Raw genomic sequence first — 15967 nt, forward strand, 5'->3', positions numbered from 1 at the left:
TCGAGACTGAGTACAGTCAGTCGCACATTGGACGATCTGGCGACATCTTACTTGACGCCGATTCAATCAAGGGTATTTAGTAAGGATAACTTCGCGCAAGAGAACGATGGCATTTAACCTTAGTGGTTACTCGCCACTCGATCCAAGATGCATCGGACTACATGATGGCCCACAAGGCTCACGTAGACGACTCGTGTCGAATTCACGTTCGGGAAAAGATCGTGGTTCACGACACTTTCAACGGCACCGCTAGTGCACGAACAAAATCGAAACTTGGCAAATCAGGCCTTGGTATCCAGCTTTTGGCGCTGCAAGAAGATATGCAGCAGCGGATTGCATCAGACCTTCACGATTCGACTTGCCAGCATCTGCTGGCCGCAAGTTTGAATATGATGCGAATGAGGTGCGCCGTTGCTGGCATCGGCAGCGCCATAAAAATTTGTGATGAGATCGACGCGTCGATCTGTGAGGCTCTTAGGGAAATCAGGGCTTTCACCTACCTCCTGCATCCCCAGAATTTGCTCGACGGCGGATTGAAGTCGGCGATCGAGGAGTTTGTGGTGGGGCTTTCATCGCGGACATCGCTGGAAACGCGTCTCAAGATCGATGCTGCGGTCGATACATTGCCTAACGAAACGCAGCGCTCATTGCTGAGAGTTATCCAGGAAGCCCTCGCGAACGTCTTCAGGCACGCGAAAGCGACGCAGGTGACTATCTCGATCAAGGCCACAGACATCAACGTCACGCTTCGGATCAGCGATAACGGCTGCGGAATGCCGATTTCTCAGGCGAGAGATCGCCATAAGGCAGTGCCGCTTGGTGTTGGAATTCCGGCCATGAGAACGAGACTGGATCAGATGGGAGGCACATTTGAGATCCACTCGTCATCCACAGCGGCATGGAGCGGGACCACAGTGTACGCGACTATTCCACGAGCCATCTCGCGCAAAGGAAACAAACCAGCGGGTATCCACCAGGGCGACCGAGGATCGACGAAGATCCGACCGTCGCATGGCTAAAGGTCAGCTAACGGATTCAACAATCTGACGCTCAGCGAGGGCAACGAACTCCAGGGGCTGGATCTTCTCGATGAAAGTATTTTGCCGCCTGTAAGGAAATGACATCGGAGTACCGAGGACCATGAAGCAGATTATGATAGCCGATGATCATGACGCGGTGCGGGCTGGAATTCGTGCAATACTGGAACGACGTCCCGGATGGGAGGTCGTTGGCGAGGCTCGCGATGGTAAAGAAGCCGTTGCTTGCGCCATCGAGAAGCAGCCGGATGTCGCTATCGTTGATTACTCGATGCCATTCATGACCGGCCTCGAAGTTGCGAGGCGGATGAAGGAGTACAAACTTCCAACAGAGGTGCTTATCTTCACGATGCACGACTCGATCGCGCTTGAGCTACAGGCATCTCAAGTTGGCGTTCGCGCATTCCTGCGAAAATCCGATGCCAACAGAATGCTCCTGGCAGCCGTTGAATCACTGATGCATCACAGATCGTTTCATGCCGGCGAGACTTGCGGCACAATGGTCGGATCATCCGACGGAAATATTGGCACAAGCCGATCGCTTTCGCCGCGCGAGAAGACAATCGTTAAACTGGTTGCCGAGGGTTACAGCAACAAGCGTGTAAGCGAGACTTTGAATTTGAGTATCAAGACGACCGAGACCCACCGAGCTGCGGCGATGCGCAAGCTCAACGTAAAATCGACTGCAGGTCTGGTTCGGTACGCCGTACGAAACAATCTAGTAGAAGCGTGATTGCGCAAACATGGTCGACGGCCTTCACGGATTTGGCAGCCGTGACGCATATCATTCGAGGCGGTCGTTCTAGCGAGCTGCTTTCGTCAATTGGATATGGCCAGTGGTTCCAACGAATGGGAACGGCACTGTGAAGCAGATCTTGATTGCAGACGATCATGAAGTCGTGCGATCCGGATTGCGCGCGATCGTCGAAAGCCGTGCGGACTGGGCTGTGAGCGGCGAAGCGAGCGATGGCAGGGCTGCGGTCGCCATGATCAGGGAGTTGAAGCCCGATATAGCAATTGTCGACTATTCCATGCCCGTCCTGAATGGTCTGGAGGTGAGCCGTCAGATCAAGTTGCATTACCCGCGGACGGAGGTGCTCATCCTGACAATGCACGAAAGCAATGAAATCCTCACCGAATCCCTCCTGGCAGGGGTACGAGGCTTCTTGTTAAAGTCAGATGCGCGACATCATCTCATTGCAGCGATCGACGCATTACTCAATCACCGGCCTTACTTCACCGGTGTGGTCGTGGAAAAATTGCTTCACGACTACCTGGCCAGCAAGAAGGACAAATCGAAAGTCCTGCTGTCGTTACGCGAGCAAAACGTCGTTCAGCTGATCGCCGAAGGACACACCAACAAGTCCGTCAGCACGGTACTGAATCTCAGCGTGAAAACTGTCGAAGCCCACCGCGCATCCGCCATGCGCAAACTTGGAGTTTCCTCCACTGCCGAACTGGTCCGGTATGCAATTCGCATGAAACTGATTGGACCCTAGCTGCCATAGGAAATGTGGGGGACCATGCCTGAGCCGAGAGTGGATCAAGCCATCCTAGCCAAGGACGTTCGAAGTGGGGATCTTCCGACGGCAGGAGCGAATGCCGGCCGGCGGCTGACCCTCGGGGGAGCACTCGTTATTCTGGGTGTTGCCAGCGGCATCTTCCTCGCATGGCGCGCGTCGTCCAGCCTTCTCATCATATTTGCGGCGATCCTGCTTGCATCGCTTCTCGATGCCTGCGCTCGGTCGCTTGGTCGATACATTCCGATCGCGCGCGCGTGGCGGCTAGCCATCGTGATCGTCATCCTGACTGCAGTGGTCGTGCTGGGGACAATATGGGGGATTGGAAAAATCCCCGAGCAGGCCCGGATCCTGATGCGCGTCATGGACGCTCAACTGGATATCCTGCAACAACGTCTGCTGGCTTTTGGCGTGGATCTGTTCGGCCCGGACGGAGGGCGCGACTTCTCCCGTTGGTTTCCCGATCACGACAAGCTCTTTGGCCACGCTCAATCGGCCGTCGGGACTGCCTCGAGCTTTCTTGCCAATACGCTCGTCATCATATTTCTTGGCCTTCTCTTTTCGCTCGATCCGCAGGCCTATCGCGACGGCGTCGTATTGTTGGTCAAGCCCTCCTCGCGCGAGCGCATGCGTTCTGTTCTGGATGAAATGGGCGCCGTGCTGCGCTCATGGCTCATGGGACAACTGATCCGGATCGTCCTGATGACCGCCTGCGTGTGGCTGGCGCTCTATTTGCTCGGGCTTCCAAGCGCCTTTCTGCTCGGCCTGCAGGCCGGCCTGTCGAACTTCGTGCCTTATCTCGGGCCGATATTGGCCAGTATCCCCGTGGGATTGGTGGCAATGCCGCTTGGTCCCTCGATGGTGATCTGGGCCATCGGGATTTACACCGTTATTCAATCCATCGAGGGCTATGTGATCGGCCCGCTCATTCAGCGGCGCGCGGTGGAACTGCCCCCCGCATGGACGCTGGTCGCCATCGTCCTGCTCGGCTCTCTGTTCGGCGTTCTGGGAATTGCGCTTGCGATGCCGCTATTCGCGATCGGGCGCGTCGCCGTTCTTCGACTCTATGTGGAGGACTGCCTGGGAGATAACCTGAACGACGGTCCTGACCTTAGGTAGAGGCGGGAAACTCCGACTAGATGGAAATATTGCCCATCGCAAGATTGTAGAGGCCAGCGGCAGCTGCCACGACGATCGCTCCGAACAAGATTCCCTCGGGAGACGCAAAGACCGTTGCTTTCTGTTCCCGCCGCGCGATCACGAACAGGATCGTGACCGGCGCATAGAGAAGCGCCGAAAGCAGCAGGAAGGTGGGACCGCCTGCGTAAATCATCACAGCCGCGTAAATCGTGGCAAGCGCACCGCGCGCCCAGTCGATGGCGCGGCTACGCGGCTCTGTCTGATATGTTTCCCCGGTCCATGCGAGTTTAAGTCCGTATGCAGCGACGAACAGATAGGGGATGAGCGTCATTGAACTCGTCATCTTCAATGCCAGCGTGAAGGCATATTCAGCAAAATAGGTGACGAGCAGGAAAAGCTGAATAAGGCAGTTGGTAAGCCACAGCGCCCCTGCGGGTACCTTGTTGACGTTCTCGCGCGTGAGGAAGCGCGGCATCGTGCCATTGACAGCCGCGGAATGGAGAACCTCGGCGGCAAGCAATGACCAGGACAGATAGTTTCCAAGCACGGAGATCAGCAGGCCGATGCTGATGAATACCTTGCCCCAAGGCCCAACGATCGCTTCCAATACGCCCGCCATCGACGGCGTCGCGAGCGCGCTCAGCTCTGGGCGGAGCAGAATTCCATAGGACAGCATGGTGACCAGGACAAGCAAAGCGAGCACACCGAGAAAACCCAGAACCGTCGCGATCCCAACATCATTGCGGTCCCTTGCATAGCGCGAGTAGACGCTTGCTCCTTCGATTCCCACGAACACGAATACGGTGACGAGCATCGTGTTGCGAACCTGGCTCGACACACTGGCAAAGCTCGGCTCCTCACCGCCCCAGAAATTGAGCGCGAAGACGTCGGCCTTGAACGCAAAAGCGGCAACGACGATGAAAAGGAGTATCGGTATCATCTTCGCGAATGTCGCAATCGTATTGAGTGCGGCAGCTTCCTTGATGCCCCGGAGGATAAGGAAGTGAACGCTCCAGAGCAGCAACGAAGCGCCCACGATCGCAACGGGCGTGGTGCCATCGCCAAACACCGGAAAGAACTGCCCCAATGTCGCTTTGATCAGCACAAGACACGCAACATCGGCAAGGCAGCATCCGATCCAGTAACCGGCCGCAGATGCAAAGCCGGCATAGTCGCCGAAGCCAGCTTCAGCATAGGCGAAAATGCCCGTATCGAGATCGGGCCGACGCCGGGACAGCGTCTGAAAGACAAAAGCGAGCATCAGCATTCCGGTGCCGGCGATGCACCAGGCAATCAGGGCGCCGAGACCGCCCGTGGCGCGACCGAATGCCGATGGCAAAGCAAAGATCCCGGAGCCGACCATCGAGCCGACCACGAGCGCAATCAACGCGCCGCGCGAGAGCTTCTGATCGGATGAATTGGATGATGTTCCCATTTTTCTATTGAACCTGACGCTCGAAGACGATCGGTCGAATGAAGAAGGACCAACATTGGCGCAGCAATAGGAAGGCACCGTTTCCGGGTCCCTCCGAGATCGTTCCGGCTATCCGTTTGCACCTTCTGCAGTCGACAACACGGTGTCGTCCTCATCGAGCAGAACAGCCGCCCTGGAAAGCCGGTCAAAGAGTTTTCTGCGAGCTGCAACGGGTGGCCAGGCGTAAAGAAAGATTTCCGAAGGCTTCCAGATCGCAACCCAGCCCAGAATAAGAAAGCTCTCTGACAGAACCCTTGAAAACGGTCCCTCCGTCATTCGCTGAGCGAAGACCCAGCCGAGCAAGAGGCAAATGAAAAGGATCACCATTCCGACGACGAGTGACAGCCGGCCGGTCTTGAACAACTCGCTCAGTTCACGTGAGACGGCCTGGCTTCGAAGGCCAAAATAGTATCTGACCGCGGCTGCGATATCGGATACATGCGTTTTCCGCAGTTCGTCAGGCGGCAGATAGATGACGATTTCAATTGGGACACGGTCGGAAAACTCCAGCGCGCGATCAACGATATAATCCTCAGCCTGTAGCGCGAGATCAGTCTCGCGGAACGGAGACGGATCGAGCGTATCGAAGAGCTGCGATACCTTGCGAAGCTTCATTTCTATTCGCCCGACTTGTGCCCCTTCGGTCGAACGGTTTCTCATAGCCTTTCTCGATCGTCTTCGAGCAACACAGCGTGCTGGCGCGGCGGTCGCAGGGAATGTCCGACGAGCCGAGAAATCCCAGCAGATCATTGACGCTGCCACCAGTACAATCAGGTGTTTCCCCTAGGGCGAGATGCAGGATCCAGATTAGGGAACGCCGATTGCGCCCGCGTTTGTTGCGTCAAGCAACGCCTCAGCCAGACCGGAAACAAATTGATACCTGCGAACTCATCGGGAAATCCCCTAGGTCCCCTAAGGTGATCATCCGATATCGCATCGGCTCGCAGAAGCCTAGGCTAGCTTTTTCACGGAGGACGCGACGTTTGGAATTCGCGGCAATAGACGGGATTACGACTGGATCTTCGATGAGTGAACTGGATCTGCCACCGGGTCGGCATACTGAAGACCTTCACTTCAGAACGAGAAGCATCGTCCTCAGGCAGCTACCCTTTCTTGCCATTCTCGCGCTTGCAATTGCGGGCGTGGCCTATACGAATTTTTCAGGCAAACCACTCATTGGCTACTGGGAGTTCCTTGCCCTCGCAATTGGCGTTGTAAGCGTCGTAACCGAATGGACCGAGCGCGACGACAGGCAGGCTCGGGTTCGACTGGTATGGACGCAAGCGCTTCACTGGATCGCGGTTTGTTACGATGAACATCATGCTGCTGGCAGGCGTTCAACAGCTTCTGCCTGCGCCTGCGACGAGTCTCGTGCTTTTGATGTTGCTAGCGCTTGGCACTTTTCTCGCCGGCCTGAACCTTATGTCGCTGCAAATGGGCTTTCTCGGCCTCTCAATGGCTCTGGCAGTTCCCGCGATCTCCTGGATCAAGCAATCGGCGCTCTTTCTGATTTTGGTTGTGGTCTTCGTGATCGGCCTTGCCATGGCTTTCTGGTCGCTCCGGACGGATACGCGTCGATCTGAGCGAACGGCGTCTTCACGGCCCGCCTCGCCAGGCGATCCGGTTGCCGATCACGCAGACACATCGGACGAAGATACATCGGACATCGAAGCGGCCCGCCGGCGCCTTGGGCTAAGCGACGATTAGCGGATCCGACAAACCAGGAAGCTGCGTTAGGCCGCATGGAGATGCGCGGCTTTCTCATTTAAGAGTCTCCGTTCGGAGCGATCCTCAACAGGAGATATCATGAAGCGCTTTATTGCTGCGGCAGGTTCAGGGATGATTTTCTTGTGCGCTGCGTTCTCCGCGACTGCAGACCCTCGCGACTCCGTCGAGCGTGGTCAAAGGCTGGATTCTGAAGCAATTCGGGACGATGTCCGCACCAACCGTCTGAAGACACCAGCGTCCCCGCTCAACATAGAACAACCGCGACAACCTCAAGGACAGACACTGCACCGCAGAGGGCGACCACGCTTGCACGCCATGCCGCGACCTCCGAGCGAGCGACAATTGCGGCTGCGCCGGCAACAAAAATCAGTCGAGTGATAGGATTAAAATAGCGGTTTCCAAGGCAGGCGCCCACGATCCTGCATCGCGTGATCTCGTTGGCCTGGTTTCACGGGACTATCAAGCTAGCGGGCACCACCACTAGCGTAACGTCAGCGTCGCTATTCCCGCGGCAAGGCTCACACCGATCTGGCGCTCAAGCGACAGTGGCTGGAGCATCACGGTCCTGCGAGATCCCCCGATCAGAACATTCGCGCCCAGACCCGGGCCAAACGCAACGCTGCCACTCGCGCCGACGTAATTTCCACGGAGCGTACCCCGGCCGACCTGTGAGTTCCGGGCGAAGACCCGCCAGACCAGCGCGCTCGACGGAGTCACCCCGAGATCCAGGCCGATGCGGCGCACCGTTCCCTCATAGATGTACTGCCGTGACGCATTTCGTATCCTGAACACGCATCGCAGCGTCTGACGCGAGCCGATAATTAGGCCAATCCGGGGATTGCTCATACATGTCAGCGTTCCTGCCCTGAATGCGGCAGAGAAAGCCGGCAGCGATGAAACGCAGAGCAAAAGGGATGCGCCGAAAAGTCCAAGCAGGGCCTTCTTGATCATGGGAGCCTCCACTTTCTGCGCGAGAATATGGCAGTGGCTATTCAGCGCCGCAAGATCGCCACGTCAGGCACAACTCACAAGCTGACTCGATTTCGATTCGAATAGTTACGACGCGATGCGGCTCGGCGCGCTTTCCTGGTCGAGCCATTTCTGCCGACGATTGCGAGTGATAGCATTACGCGATCGATGATCTGGCGGTCGTATCCTCCGCCGCATCCGCTCGGTCACTCGCGCCCGCCAGCACATCGATCCGCTCCGGCTCAAGCAAGCAAAGCTGCTCACCCGGCCCGGCCGCAAGCCTGTGAATATAGAAGCGCGTGCAGGCCACATCAGCAGCGGCCATGACCGGTGACGGAGCCGAAATGACCTTCAACGAACCAAAGGTGCCGATCCAGTCGATATGGCGATGCCCGTGCATGACGACGGCCCGATCAGCAAAGGCCTTCAGCCGACGTACAAACCAGCTGCCGTTGATCACCGCCGTGCCGATGCGTTCAGCGAACGCAGTCACTGGCATCGGATACTCCATCAGGTGATGGTGCAATCCGATTATCCAACGCGCTTTCGGGAACTGAGCGATAAAGGCCTCCAGCCGGCGGGTCTGCTCGATCGAGACGAGGCCAAGTGCATTGGTGAAGGAGAAATGTGTTTCAGCATTGGAATTGAGCAGCGCTATGCCGAGTCCATTCTCCTCCAGAGGCGGAACCACCATCGGATACAAATCATCGAAGACCCCACGCAACCGGGCTGCGCGCTGCAGGCCACCGAGGTCCGCGAAGTCGGCCATCTGACGGCGATACGGCGCCAACGCGTCGGTCAGTGTCGTTGTATGACCTTTCGCGTCTTTCACAACAAAAGTACGATCGCCCTGAATGGCAGCGATGGTCGAAAGCGTGCGGACCTGTCTCAACCGTTTGCCCGGACTGAACGGGAGATCCAGCCGTGCCGGATTCGCCCGGTCCACGATATTGATGTCGTGATTTCCGGGCAGCACGAAGGTGCGCGCGACGAGGTCCGGATAGTGTGACAGGACGTCCAGAAACTCCGCCCATTCGGTCGCCCGTCCGGCATCGGTCATATCGCCGCTGATCAGTACATGGTCGAGCGGATCAACGGCGTGAATGGCGGCCAGCCGCGCCAGCACTTGCTCAAGACGCTCATTCCCCTGCGGCCCGGCGCGCCCGCTTTCAATGCGGAAACCGTATCGTTCGCCGACCACATGGAGATCCGACAAATGAGCCACGCGCCAGATCCTGGCATGCGCCGGCGCTGCATCGAACGCGACAATATCCACCGGCTGCGCCATACGGGCATCGGCCAGGCCCCAGACAAGCGATGCGCCGGCAAGGTAGCCGCATATCAGGACTGCGGCATTTGCCAGCGTCGGAATGATCAAACGATGAGGAACACCAAAATCTTCGAGGCTTCCTGTCCAGCGCGAGGCTGGCCACGCCCACATCGCAACCGCTACAGCGCAGATGGAGATGGCGATTCCTGCCGCGGCCGAATTCACCGCGCGCAAGCGCGCTCTTCCACGCACGGTCAGATGTCTCCCCAGCATCTTCTCCGTCAGATGCTGCAAGCCCTCGCGGCCGAGAACATATCCAGGCTGGATGGCAAGCGCGTTAAGAGACCAGAAGTTGACCTCGGCGAACCGAAACAGAGGCTTCCAGCCGATCCACCCCAGCGCGACAATCCCGATTGCCACCAGCAGCGCGCCGATCTCGGTCAGGACGAGAACCTTGTCCGACAGAGTTGAGAGCCAGGCAGAAGCAACCAATGCCGCGAGACCCAACGACACCGCCGGCAGTAACAACGATACTGTCCAGGCAAACAGGAGCTTCGGCAGACTGACTTCAACAAGCAGGCTCCCGGCCATCGAGAGCAGAGTTCGCTGTTCAGGGCTGGCGGCATCGTCCTCGATATCGCCCCTACGCGGGTCGATCGTTTCCCTGTTCCACTCCTTCGTTGGCTCGTCGTCTCCCGCATCCCCTCTCTTCATGGCACCGCCTCTTGTGAACAGGCACAATCCTGTCACGAGAGTAACGCTATCATATCTTCGACGACATCCGCACGCGTCAGGGTTTGACCCGATGCAACATCACCGCTCGCATGATGTAATTACCGAAGCATGGCGAGAGATGAGCGCGGCAAATAGAGACAGGTCACTGAAAATATCACTCAATTTCTCGAACATGTTGCGGCATGCAGATCTAATTAGGCGGTTCAAGACTTCTGAAAATTGAGACAGCGAGGCATACCCATATCGAGCGCATCTTCCCGTTCTGATTGACGGACTGCGCCTTTGGTAATATCCATTCGCCCCGTGCGATATCAAAAATCAGGCTGATAAAAAGCCGGAACGGAGTCCCATGGACTCGCAATCGATCGCAACACAGGCTGAACGGCCTGATGTCCCGACTGGGCAATCGACCTGGTCGGAGACTGTTCAAGGGCTGGCGCCTGAAACCCATCGCCGCTTCACAACAGCTTTCATGGGTGAACTATCATTCGCGACCGCCATTTGCGCGCCCATGCACGTCCGCGCCTCACCGTTGATCTTGCGATGCCGTCGCCATTCGGAGTCGCTACGATTATCGGCTCTGCCGTGCAATTCCGGTGCCTCCTTATATCCCTGACGTTCCTTTTCTATTCTTGAAAGGAGAAGTTCTATGGAAGCGATGGATCGGCGAAACCTCTTGCAGGGCCTTCTGTTCAGCGCGGTCGCCACGGGGCTTGGCACGAGCGTCTTTCTGACGACTGCCAAGGCCGCGCCAATCCCGCTGCAGAAAGACCTTGCCAACAAGTTGGAGCCCCTCACCGAAAACGCCCAGGTGGTTGTGGCGGGCCGGCCGCCACGCAGGGTCCTTCACCACCCGCATCGATCGTGGCGACGTCGTCGCCGTGTGTGTTGGTGGCGCCATGGTCGCCGCGTCTGCGCTTGGCGCTGATGGTGTGAAGCGCATGCGCGGTGACACGGGCGGCCTCAAATCATAGCGCAAAAGCAGCGCAGGAGCGGGAGGACAAGATGACGACGTATGGCAATAGTTCCTCGGTAAGCGTCAGCGGCTTGTCTTCACCGCCGTTCTGGATATGCGTACTGCTTGGCATCGTTCTGATTTTGGCCGGGCTCCTGATCCTCGGCGACGTCGTTCTCGCCACTGTCATCAGCACGCTGTTCATCGGCTGGACGGCCATTGCCGCTGGCGTGTTCGAAATGATCCATGCGTTCTGGACCAAGGGATGGGGAGGATTTCTGTGGCAGATCCTGCTCGCCATTCTCTACATCGCATTCGGCATCGTTCTGGTGCAACAGCCCGTCGCCAGCGCAATCATCCTCACCTATGTCCTCGGTATATTGCTGCTGGTTTCCGGCGTCATTCGCGCGCTGCTCGGATTTAGCCGCTGGAGCAAAGGGGGCTGGATCATGCTGGCTTCAGGACTGTTCGGCGTTCTGGCAGGTCTGGTTATTCTGACAGGTTTTCCCAGGACAGGCCTGTGGGTCCTCGGCTCTCTGCTGGCCGTCGACATGATCTCTCACGGTCTGGCGTGGCTCGCTTACGCATGGCAGCTGAGAACCAAGGCAGCATAGCCGCAGAAGGAACCATCAACGACGCAGACCACGTGGCGGAATAGAAATCTCTTAGTCAGGAGGATTGGAAATGTCAGATCTCGTTGCGATCATCTATCCATCCGAGGCAAAAGCCGAAGAGGTGCGGCAGCGTCTGTTCAAGCTGCAGAAGGAATATCTGATCACGATCAGCGATGCCGTTATCGCGGTGAAAACCGAAGCCGGCCCCGTGAAGCTGAACCAGCTGATGAATACCACCATGGCCGGCGCGGCCTCCGGCAGCTTCTGGGGATTATTGATCGGCGTGCTGTTCCTGAATCCCCTTCTCGGCGTAGCACTGGGCGCCGCATCCGGTGCATTGGGCGGCGCACTGACGGATTACGGCATCAATGACGACTTCATGAAGGAGCTATCGGCAAACCTTCAGCCGGGAAATGCGGCGCTGTTCGTTCTCATCAAGAGCATCACTGCAGACAAGGTGCTCAAGGAAATCCAGGACGCCGGCGGCACTGTGCTGAAGACGTCCCTGGACGATGCCAAGGAGCAGGCGCTCAGGAACGCGCTCGCCAAGGCCACAACCGAGCCCCAGGCTCAAGCACCAGCGGCATCCACGACCACGGCATCCAAGCCCGCTGCCTGAGTTTGCGGGACTGGCATGGGTACAACAGAAGCGTCCGGCGTAGATATCTGCGCCAATTGCTCTTGTGCGTATCATCGCCGCGAATAACGAAGTCCGCCTGATCTTGCGCAGATCAAGCGGACTGTTGAATTTGCGTTTGAGGTGTCGTTGTCAGGCCGGCGACCTACTCCACCTTACCCATCTCTTTGAGCACTTCATTCGCGGCCTTGAACGCATCGAGGCCGGCCGGGATACCGCAATAGACCGTGGCGTGCAGCAACACTTCCTTGATCTCGTCGACCGTGACGCCATTGGTGATTGCGCCGCGCGTGTGCAGCTTGATTTCCGGCGCGCGGTTCAGCGCCGTCAGCATTGCGAGGTTCAACATGCTGCGGGTCTTGCGATCGAGGCCCGGACGATTCCAGGCGTAGCCCCAGCACCATTCGGTGGTGATGTGCTGGAACGACATCATGAAATCATTGGTCGACTGCATCGACTTGTCGACATAGGCCGCGCCCAGCACTTCGCGCCGTGCGGCAAGACCGATGTCGAACATTCCGCCAAGGGTGATCGTCTGATCGTAGCTCATATTTTCTTCCTTCTATTTGCGATTGCCAGGGTTTGACGTCGTTCGCCCGTCTGCCTCGATCATATGCCGAGATAGGCCGCGCGAACGGCAGGATTTTCATTCAATTCTGCAGACGCGCCCTGCAGTGCGATGCGACCGCTTTCCAGCACATAGCCGCGTGTCGCGACGTCGAGCGCCAGTCCGACATTCTGCTCCACCAGCAGGATCGACGTTCCACGGCTGTGGATCTTGGTGAAGGCATCGTGCATCTCTTCGACGACCTTCGGCGCCAGACCGTGGCTCGGCTCATCGAGCAGCAGCAGCTTTGGCTGCAGCATCAGCGCGCGCCCGACAGCGACCATCTGCTGTTCGCCACCAGAAAGCGTGCCTGCCAGTTGACCGCGCCGCTCGCGCAAACGCGGGAACAGCTCGAAGATGCCTTCCATACGCGACGACAGATCCTTGGCATGCCGCGCCGTAAAGGCGCCGAGCATCAGGTTTTCTTCCACCATCATATCCGTAAACACATGGCGCCCTTCGGGAACATGCGCGATGCCCAGCGTGGGGATGTCATGCGAGGCACGGCTTGACAGATCATTGCCGGCAAAACGCAACGTGCCGGTGACATGCGGCACCAGGCGCGAGATCGCGCGCAGGATCGTGCTCTTGCCGGCGGTATTGGCGCCGATGATGCAGACGAACTCGCCTTCGAACATCTGCAGATCGATGCCGTGCAGGACTTCGATCTCGCCGTAACCGGCATTGAGACCCTTGATCTCGAGCAATGGCTGAGACGCACTCATTTGTGGGCCTCCATCGAACGGCCGAGATAGGCTTCCACCACCACCGGATCGTTCGCAACCTGCTCCGGCGTACCATCGGCTAGAAGGCGGCCGAAGTTCAGCACCAGGATGCGATCGCAGATCGTCATGATTGCGCGCATATGATGCTCGACAACCAGCAGCGTGATGCCGTCGTCGCGCAGCGAGCGGATCAGATCCATGATCTCGTGCATCTCGACCGGATTGAGTGCGGCCATCACCTCATCGAGTAGCAGCACTTTGGGGCCAGTGCACAATGCGCGTGCCAGTTCGACGCGCGCACGCTCGGGAAACGAGAGATTGCCGGCAAGCTTGTGAGCAACGGATTTGAGCCCGACGCGGTCGAGGCAGATCAATGCCTCCTTGCGCGCGGTCTCCACATCGTGGCGCAACAGGCCCGCGGTGAGCACGTTGTCGAGCACCGAACTTTCGGCAAACAGCGCCACGTTCTGGAACGTCTTGGTCATGCCAAGCGCCGCGACCTTGTGCGGCTTCTGGCCGACCACACTGGTGCCGTCGAGTTGAATGGAGCCGCTGTCCGGGCGAATGAGGCCGACCAGTGTACTGAAGAACGTCGTCTTGCCGGCGCCATTCGGGCCGATCAGGCCGACGATCTGACCCTTCGGCACCGAGAACGTCACGTCTGACAGCGCCTGAAGGCCGCCGAAACGACGCGAGATGCCACGCACATCGAGAATGGTCATGAGCGTGCCTTCTTCGAGAAGCGTGCCATCAACGAGTCGAACACCGTGATAAAGCCCCGTGGACGCCACAGAATGACGGCGATCAGGATGACGCCAAAGATCAGTTGCGACAGGCCCGCCGCGCCCGACGAGAATAGATCGTTCATCAGCTCCTCCACGGGGATGATGAACAATGCGCCGAGGATCGGACCGATCGCCGTACCGACGCCGCCCAGAATGGCGATCAACGCGACGCGAATGGAGATGGAGGCGGCGCTGAACACCGTATCCGGATCGAAGAACACCGCGACCTGCGCATAGAGCGTGCCCAGCATGGCCATCAGCACGCCCGAGATAACAGCGGTCTGCAGCTTCACCTTGGTGGTGTCGATGCCGATCACTTCCGCAGCAGCCGGATTTTCCTTGATGGCGCGTAGCCGATAGCCCATCGCGCTGCGCCGGATCGCCTCAAAAATGAAGGTCACAACGATCAAAGCGATGAGCGCGATATAGGCATGCGGCAATAGCTGCTTGAAGGAATAGGCAGCGATGCTGGGCGGCACGAACGGCACCGACAGACCGACCGGCCCGCCTGTGAGCGACGACCAGACATTGGCGATGACGCGCATCACTTCGCCGAACGCCAGTGTGGCCAAGGCGAAGTAATGCCCCTGCAGTCGCATGGTCGGAACGGCAATGATCAGCGCGGCGATGCCACCGAGGAGGCCGCCCGCGAACATGCCGATCCACGGGCTGATGCCGAATTTCAGCACCAGGATGGTGGATGTATAGGCGCCGATGCCGAAGAAGGCCGCATGGCCGAGCGATGTCTGATTGGCCAGACCGCCGATGATGTTCCAGACCTGTGCCATCGCCGCGAATAGCAGCGTAAAGGTGAGCACGCGGATCCAGTATCCGGTCGGGCTGAGCAGCAGCGGCAACACAGCCGCAATGGCGATCACAGCCAGAATCGCGATCCAGCGTTTCATCGGGATGCTCCCACAAGGCCTTGCGGCCTTACCGCGAGCACGAAAATAAAGACGATGAACAGAATGAGGTTCTGCAACTGGATCGGGAAAAACAGCGACGACAATGCCTGAATGACGCCCACAGCCAATCCGCCGACCACCGCTCCCGCAACGCTGCCGAGACCGCCGAGCACAACGACGGTGAACATCAGCACGACGAACTGGCCACCGACCCCGGGGAATACGGTGACGTAAGGCAGGATCACCGCGCCGCCGAAGGCCGTGAGGCCGACGCCAAGCGCGAATGCGATCTTGTACATCAATGCCGTATCGATCCCCATCAACTGTGCAGCCATGGGATTCTGCGCAGTGGCACGCATGGCGCGGCCGAACCAGCTCGTGCGCATGAACCACCACAGGGCAAGGCCGCAAGCCAGCGACATGCCGAAGGCGATCAGATACGGCACGCTGATGAACAGCGCGCCGAGCGACAGCGACATGGTCTGGTAGGACGTGGTCACCGAACGAAACTGCGAGCCGAACAGCAACAGCGATCCGTTCTCGATGACGATCAAGAGTCCGACGGTGAGGAAGATCTGCGCTACCGACGGTGCCTTCAACACGCGCGCAATCAACTGCCCCTGCACCAGCCAGCCGATGCCGAACGCCACCGCGAAGGACAGCGGCGCGGCCAGCACCGGATCAAGGCCGAGATAGGCCCAGGCGAACCAGGACACGAACATGCCGATCATCAGGAATTCCGCCTGCGCGAAATTCACGATGCCCATGACACCATAGACCAGCGTCAGGCCGATGGAGATGACGGCGTAAACGCCACCAACCAACAACCCGTCGATTATTGCTTGTAGAAATGACACTGCGATCTT

Annotated in this window: 16 protein-coding genes; 7 read left to right on the forward strand and 9 right to left on the reverse strand. The window is 58.2% G+C overall.

The window, feature by feature from the left end:
* Positions 1-221: 221 nt before the first annotated feature.
* The 4 genes from AB7813_RS18335 to AB7813_RS18350 all read left to right on the forward strand — a co-directional run bounded on the left by AB7813_RS18335 (position 222) and on the right by AB7813_RS18350 (position 3676).
* The gene (locus AB7813_RS18335; protein WP_439065266.1) at positions 222-1019 is read left to right on the forward strand and encodes a sensor histidine kinase; all 798 of its coding nucleotides are present in this window, start codon (positions 222-224) and stop codon (positions 1017-1019) included.
* A gap of 121 nt (positions 1020-1140) precedes the next feature.
* Entirely contained in the window at positions 1141-1770 is a 630-nt protein-coding gene (locus AB7813_RS18340; protein ID WP_439065267.1) for a response regulator transcription factor, read from the forward strand.
* A 130-nt stretch (positions 1771-1900) separates the two neighbouring features.
* Complete coding sequence (locus tag AB7813_RS18345) at positions 1901-2536, forward strand: response regulator transcription factor (protein ID WP_439089176.1); 636 nt, start codon at positions 1901-1903, stop codon at positions 2534-2536.
* Positions 2537-2575: 39 nt separating this feature from the next.
* On the forward strand, positions 2576-3676 hold the full coding sequence (locus tag AB7813_RS18350) for an AI-2E family transporter (RefSeq protein WP_439065268.1): 1101 nt from the start codon (positions 2576-2578) through the stop codon (positions 3674-3676).
* A 16-nt stretch (positions 3677-3692) separates the two neighbouring features.
* On the opposite strand, the gene AB7813_RS18355 is transcribed toward AB7813_RS18350, so the two are convergent.
* A complete protein-coding gene (locus AB7813_RS18355) occupies positions 3693-5132 on the reverse strand; it encodes a basic amino acid/polyamine antiporter (protein ID WP_439065269.1) in 1440 nt (479 codons plus the stop codon).
* Between the two features lie 108 nt (positions 5133-5240).
* Entirely contained in the window at positions 5241-5786 is a 546-nt protein-coding gene (locus tag AB7813_RS18360) for a hypothetical protein (protein WP_231078828.1), read from the reverse strand.
* A gap of 696 nt (positions 5787-6482) precedes the next feature.
* Between AB7813_RS18360 and AB7813_RS18365 the strand changes: the two genes are divergently transcribed.
* Complete coding sequence (locus AB7813_RS18365) at positions 6483-6878, forward strand: hypothetical protein (RefSeq protein ID WP_439065270.1); 396 nt, start codon at positions 6483-6485, stop codon at positions 6876-6878.
* A gap of 501 nt (positions 6879-7379) precedes the next feature.
* Here the strand turns inward: AB7813_RS18365 and AB7813_RS18370 are convergent.
* Both AB7813_RS18370 and AB7813_RS18375 read right to left on the reverse strand, forming a co-directional pair.
* Positions 7380-7850: a DUF992 domain-containing protein gene (locus AB7813_RS18370; protein WP_439065271.1), complete on the reverse strand. Its 471-nt coding sequence runs from the start codon at positions 7848-7850 to the stop codon at positions 7380-7382.
* A gap of 175 nt (positions 7851-8025) precedes the next feature.
* Entirely contained in the window at positions 8026-9852 is a 1827-nt protein-coding gene (locus AB7813_RS18375) for a metallophosphoesterase family protein (RefSeq protein WP_439065272.1), read from the reverse strand.
* 1026 nt (positions 9853-10878) lie between these two features.
* Between AB7813_RS18375 and AB7813_RS18380 the strand changes: the two genes are divergently transcribed.
* On the forward strand, positions 10879-11442 hold the full coding sequence (locus AB7813_RS18380) for an HdeD family acid-resistance protein (RefSeq protein WP_439065273.1): 564 nt from the start codon (positions 10879-10881) through the stop codon (positions 11440-11442).
* Between the two features lie 70 nt (positions 11443-11512).
* Positions 11513-12061: a DUF1269 domain-containing protein gene (locus AB7813_RS18385; RefSeq protein WP_439065274.1), complete on the forward strand. Its 549-nt coding sequence runs from the start codon at positions 11513-11515 to the stop codon at positions 12059-12061.
* A 163-nt stretch (positions 12062-12224) separates the two neighbouring features.
* Here the strand turns inward: AB7813_RS18385 and AB7813_RS18390 are convergent, their stop codons facing one another.
* Genes AB7813_RS18390 through AB7813_RS18410 form a run of 5 tightly spaced genes read right to left on the reverse strand, consistent with a single transcriptional unit; the run spans position 12225 to position 15958 of the window.
* The gene (locus AB7813_RS18390) at positions 12225-12629 is read right to left on the reverse strand and encodes a carboxymuconolactone decarboxylase family protein (protein WP_068729678.1); all 405 of its coding nucleotides are present in this window, start codon (positions 12627-12629) and stop codon (positions 12225-12227) included.
* Between the two features lie 59 nt (positions 12630-12688).
* Complete coding sequence (locus AB7813_RS18395; protein WP_441228254.1) at positions 12689-13411, reverse strand: ABC transporter ATP-binding protein; 723 nt, start codon at positions 13409-13411, stop codon at positions 12689-12691.
* The gene (locus AB7813_RS18400) at positions 13408-14133 is read right to left on the reverse strand and encodes an ABC transporter ATP-binding protein (RefSeq protein WP_439065275.1); all 726 of its coding nucleotides are present in this window, start codon (positions 14131-14133) and stop codon (positions 13408-13410) included. The genes AB7813_RS18395 and AB7813_RS18400 overlap by 4 nt, the downstream gene beginning before the upstream one ends.
* On the reverse strand, positions 14130-15101 hold the full coding sequence (locus AB7813_RS18405) for a branched-chain amino acid ABC transporter permease (protein WP_439065276.1): 972 nt from the start codon (positions 15099-15101) through the stop codon (positions 14130-14132). Before AB7813_RS18405 ends, AB7813_RS18400 begins: the two co-directional genes overlap by 4 nt.
* On the reverse strand, positions 15098-15958 hold the full coding sequence (locus AB7813_RS18410; protein ID WP_089263519.1) for a branched-chain amino acid ABC transporter permease: 861 nt from the start codon (positions 15956-15958) through the stop codon (positions 15098-15100). Before AB7813_RS18410 ends, AB7813_RS18405 begins: the two co-directional genes overlap by 4 nt.
* Positions 15959-15967: the final 9 nt, after the last annotated feature.

The sequence above is a fragment of the Tardiphaga sp. 20_F10_N6_6 genome (genome assembly GCF_052076045.1).
In the GTDB taxonomy this organism is placed as follows: domain Bacteria; phylum Pseudomonadota; class Alphaproteobacteria; order Rhizobiales; family Xanthobacteraceae; genus Tardiphaga; species Tardiphaga robiniae.

Excerpts from the sequence above, each read along its gene's own strand:
- AB7813_RS18400 (WP_439065275.1), bottom strand. The coding sequence starts at position 14,133 with ATGACCATTCTCGATGTGCGTGGCATCTCGCGTCGTTTCGGCGGCCTT.
- AB7813_RS18395 (WP_441228254.1), bottom strand. The coding sequence starts at position 13,411 with ATGAGTGCGTCTCAGCCATTGCTCGAGATCAAGGGTCTCAATGCCGGT.
- AB7813_RS18340 (WP_439065267.1), top strand. The coding sequence starts at position 1,141 with ATGAAGCAGATTATGATAGCCGATGATCATGACGCGGTGCGGGCTGGA.
- AB7813_RS18365 (WP_439065270.1), top strand. The coding sequence starts at position 6,483 with ATGAACATCATGCTGCTGGCAGGCGTTCAACAGCTTCTGCCTGCGCCT.
- AB7813_RS18370 (WP_439065271.1), bottom strand. The coding sequence starts at position 7,850 with ATGATCAAGAAGGCCCTGCTTGGACTTTTCGGCGCATCCCTTTTGCTC.
- AB7813_RS18355 (WP_439065269.1), bottom strand. The coding sequence starts at position 5,132 with ATGGGAACATCATCCAATTCATCCGATCAGAAGCTCTCGCGCGGCGCG.
- AB7813_RS18380 (WP_439065273.1), top strand. The coding sequence starts at position 10,879 with ATGACGACGTATGGCAATAGTTCCTCGGTAAGCGTCAGCGGCTTGTCT.
- AB7813_RS18390 (WP_068729678.1), bottom strand. The coding sequence starts at position 12,629 with ATGAGCTACGATCAGACGATCACCCTTGGCGGAATGTTCGACATCGGT.
- AB7813_RS18375 (WP_439065272.1), bottom strand. The coding sequence starts at position 9,852 with ATGAAGAGAGGGGATGCGGGAGACGACGAGCCAACGAAGGAGTGGAAC.
- AB7813_RS18385 (WP_439065274.1), top strand. The coding sequence starts at position 11,513 with ATGTCAGATCTCGTTGCGATCATCTATCCATCCGAGGCAAAAGCCGAA.
- AB7813_RS18360 (WP_231078828.1), bottom strand. The coding sequence starts at position 5,786 with ATGAAGCTTCGCAAGGTATCGCAGCTCTTCGATACGCTCGATCCGTCT.
- AB7813_RS18405 (WP_439065276.1), bottom strand. The coding sequence starts at position 15,101 with ATGAAACGCTGGATCGCGATTCTGGCTGTGATCGCCATTGCGGCTGTG.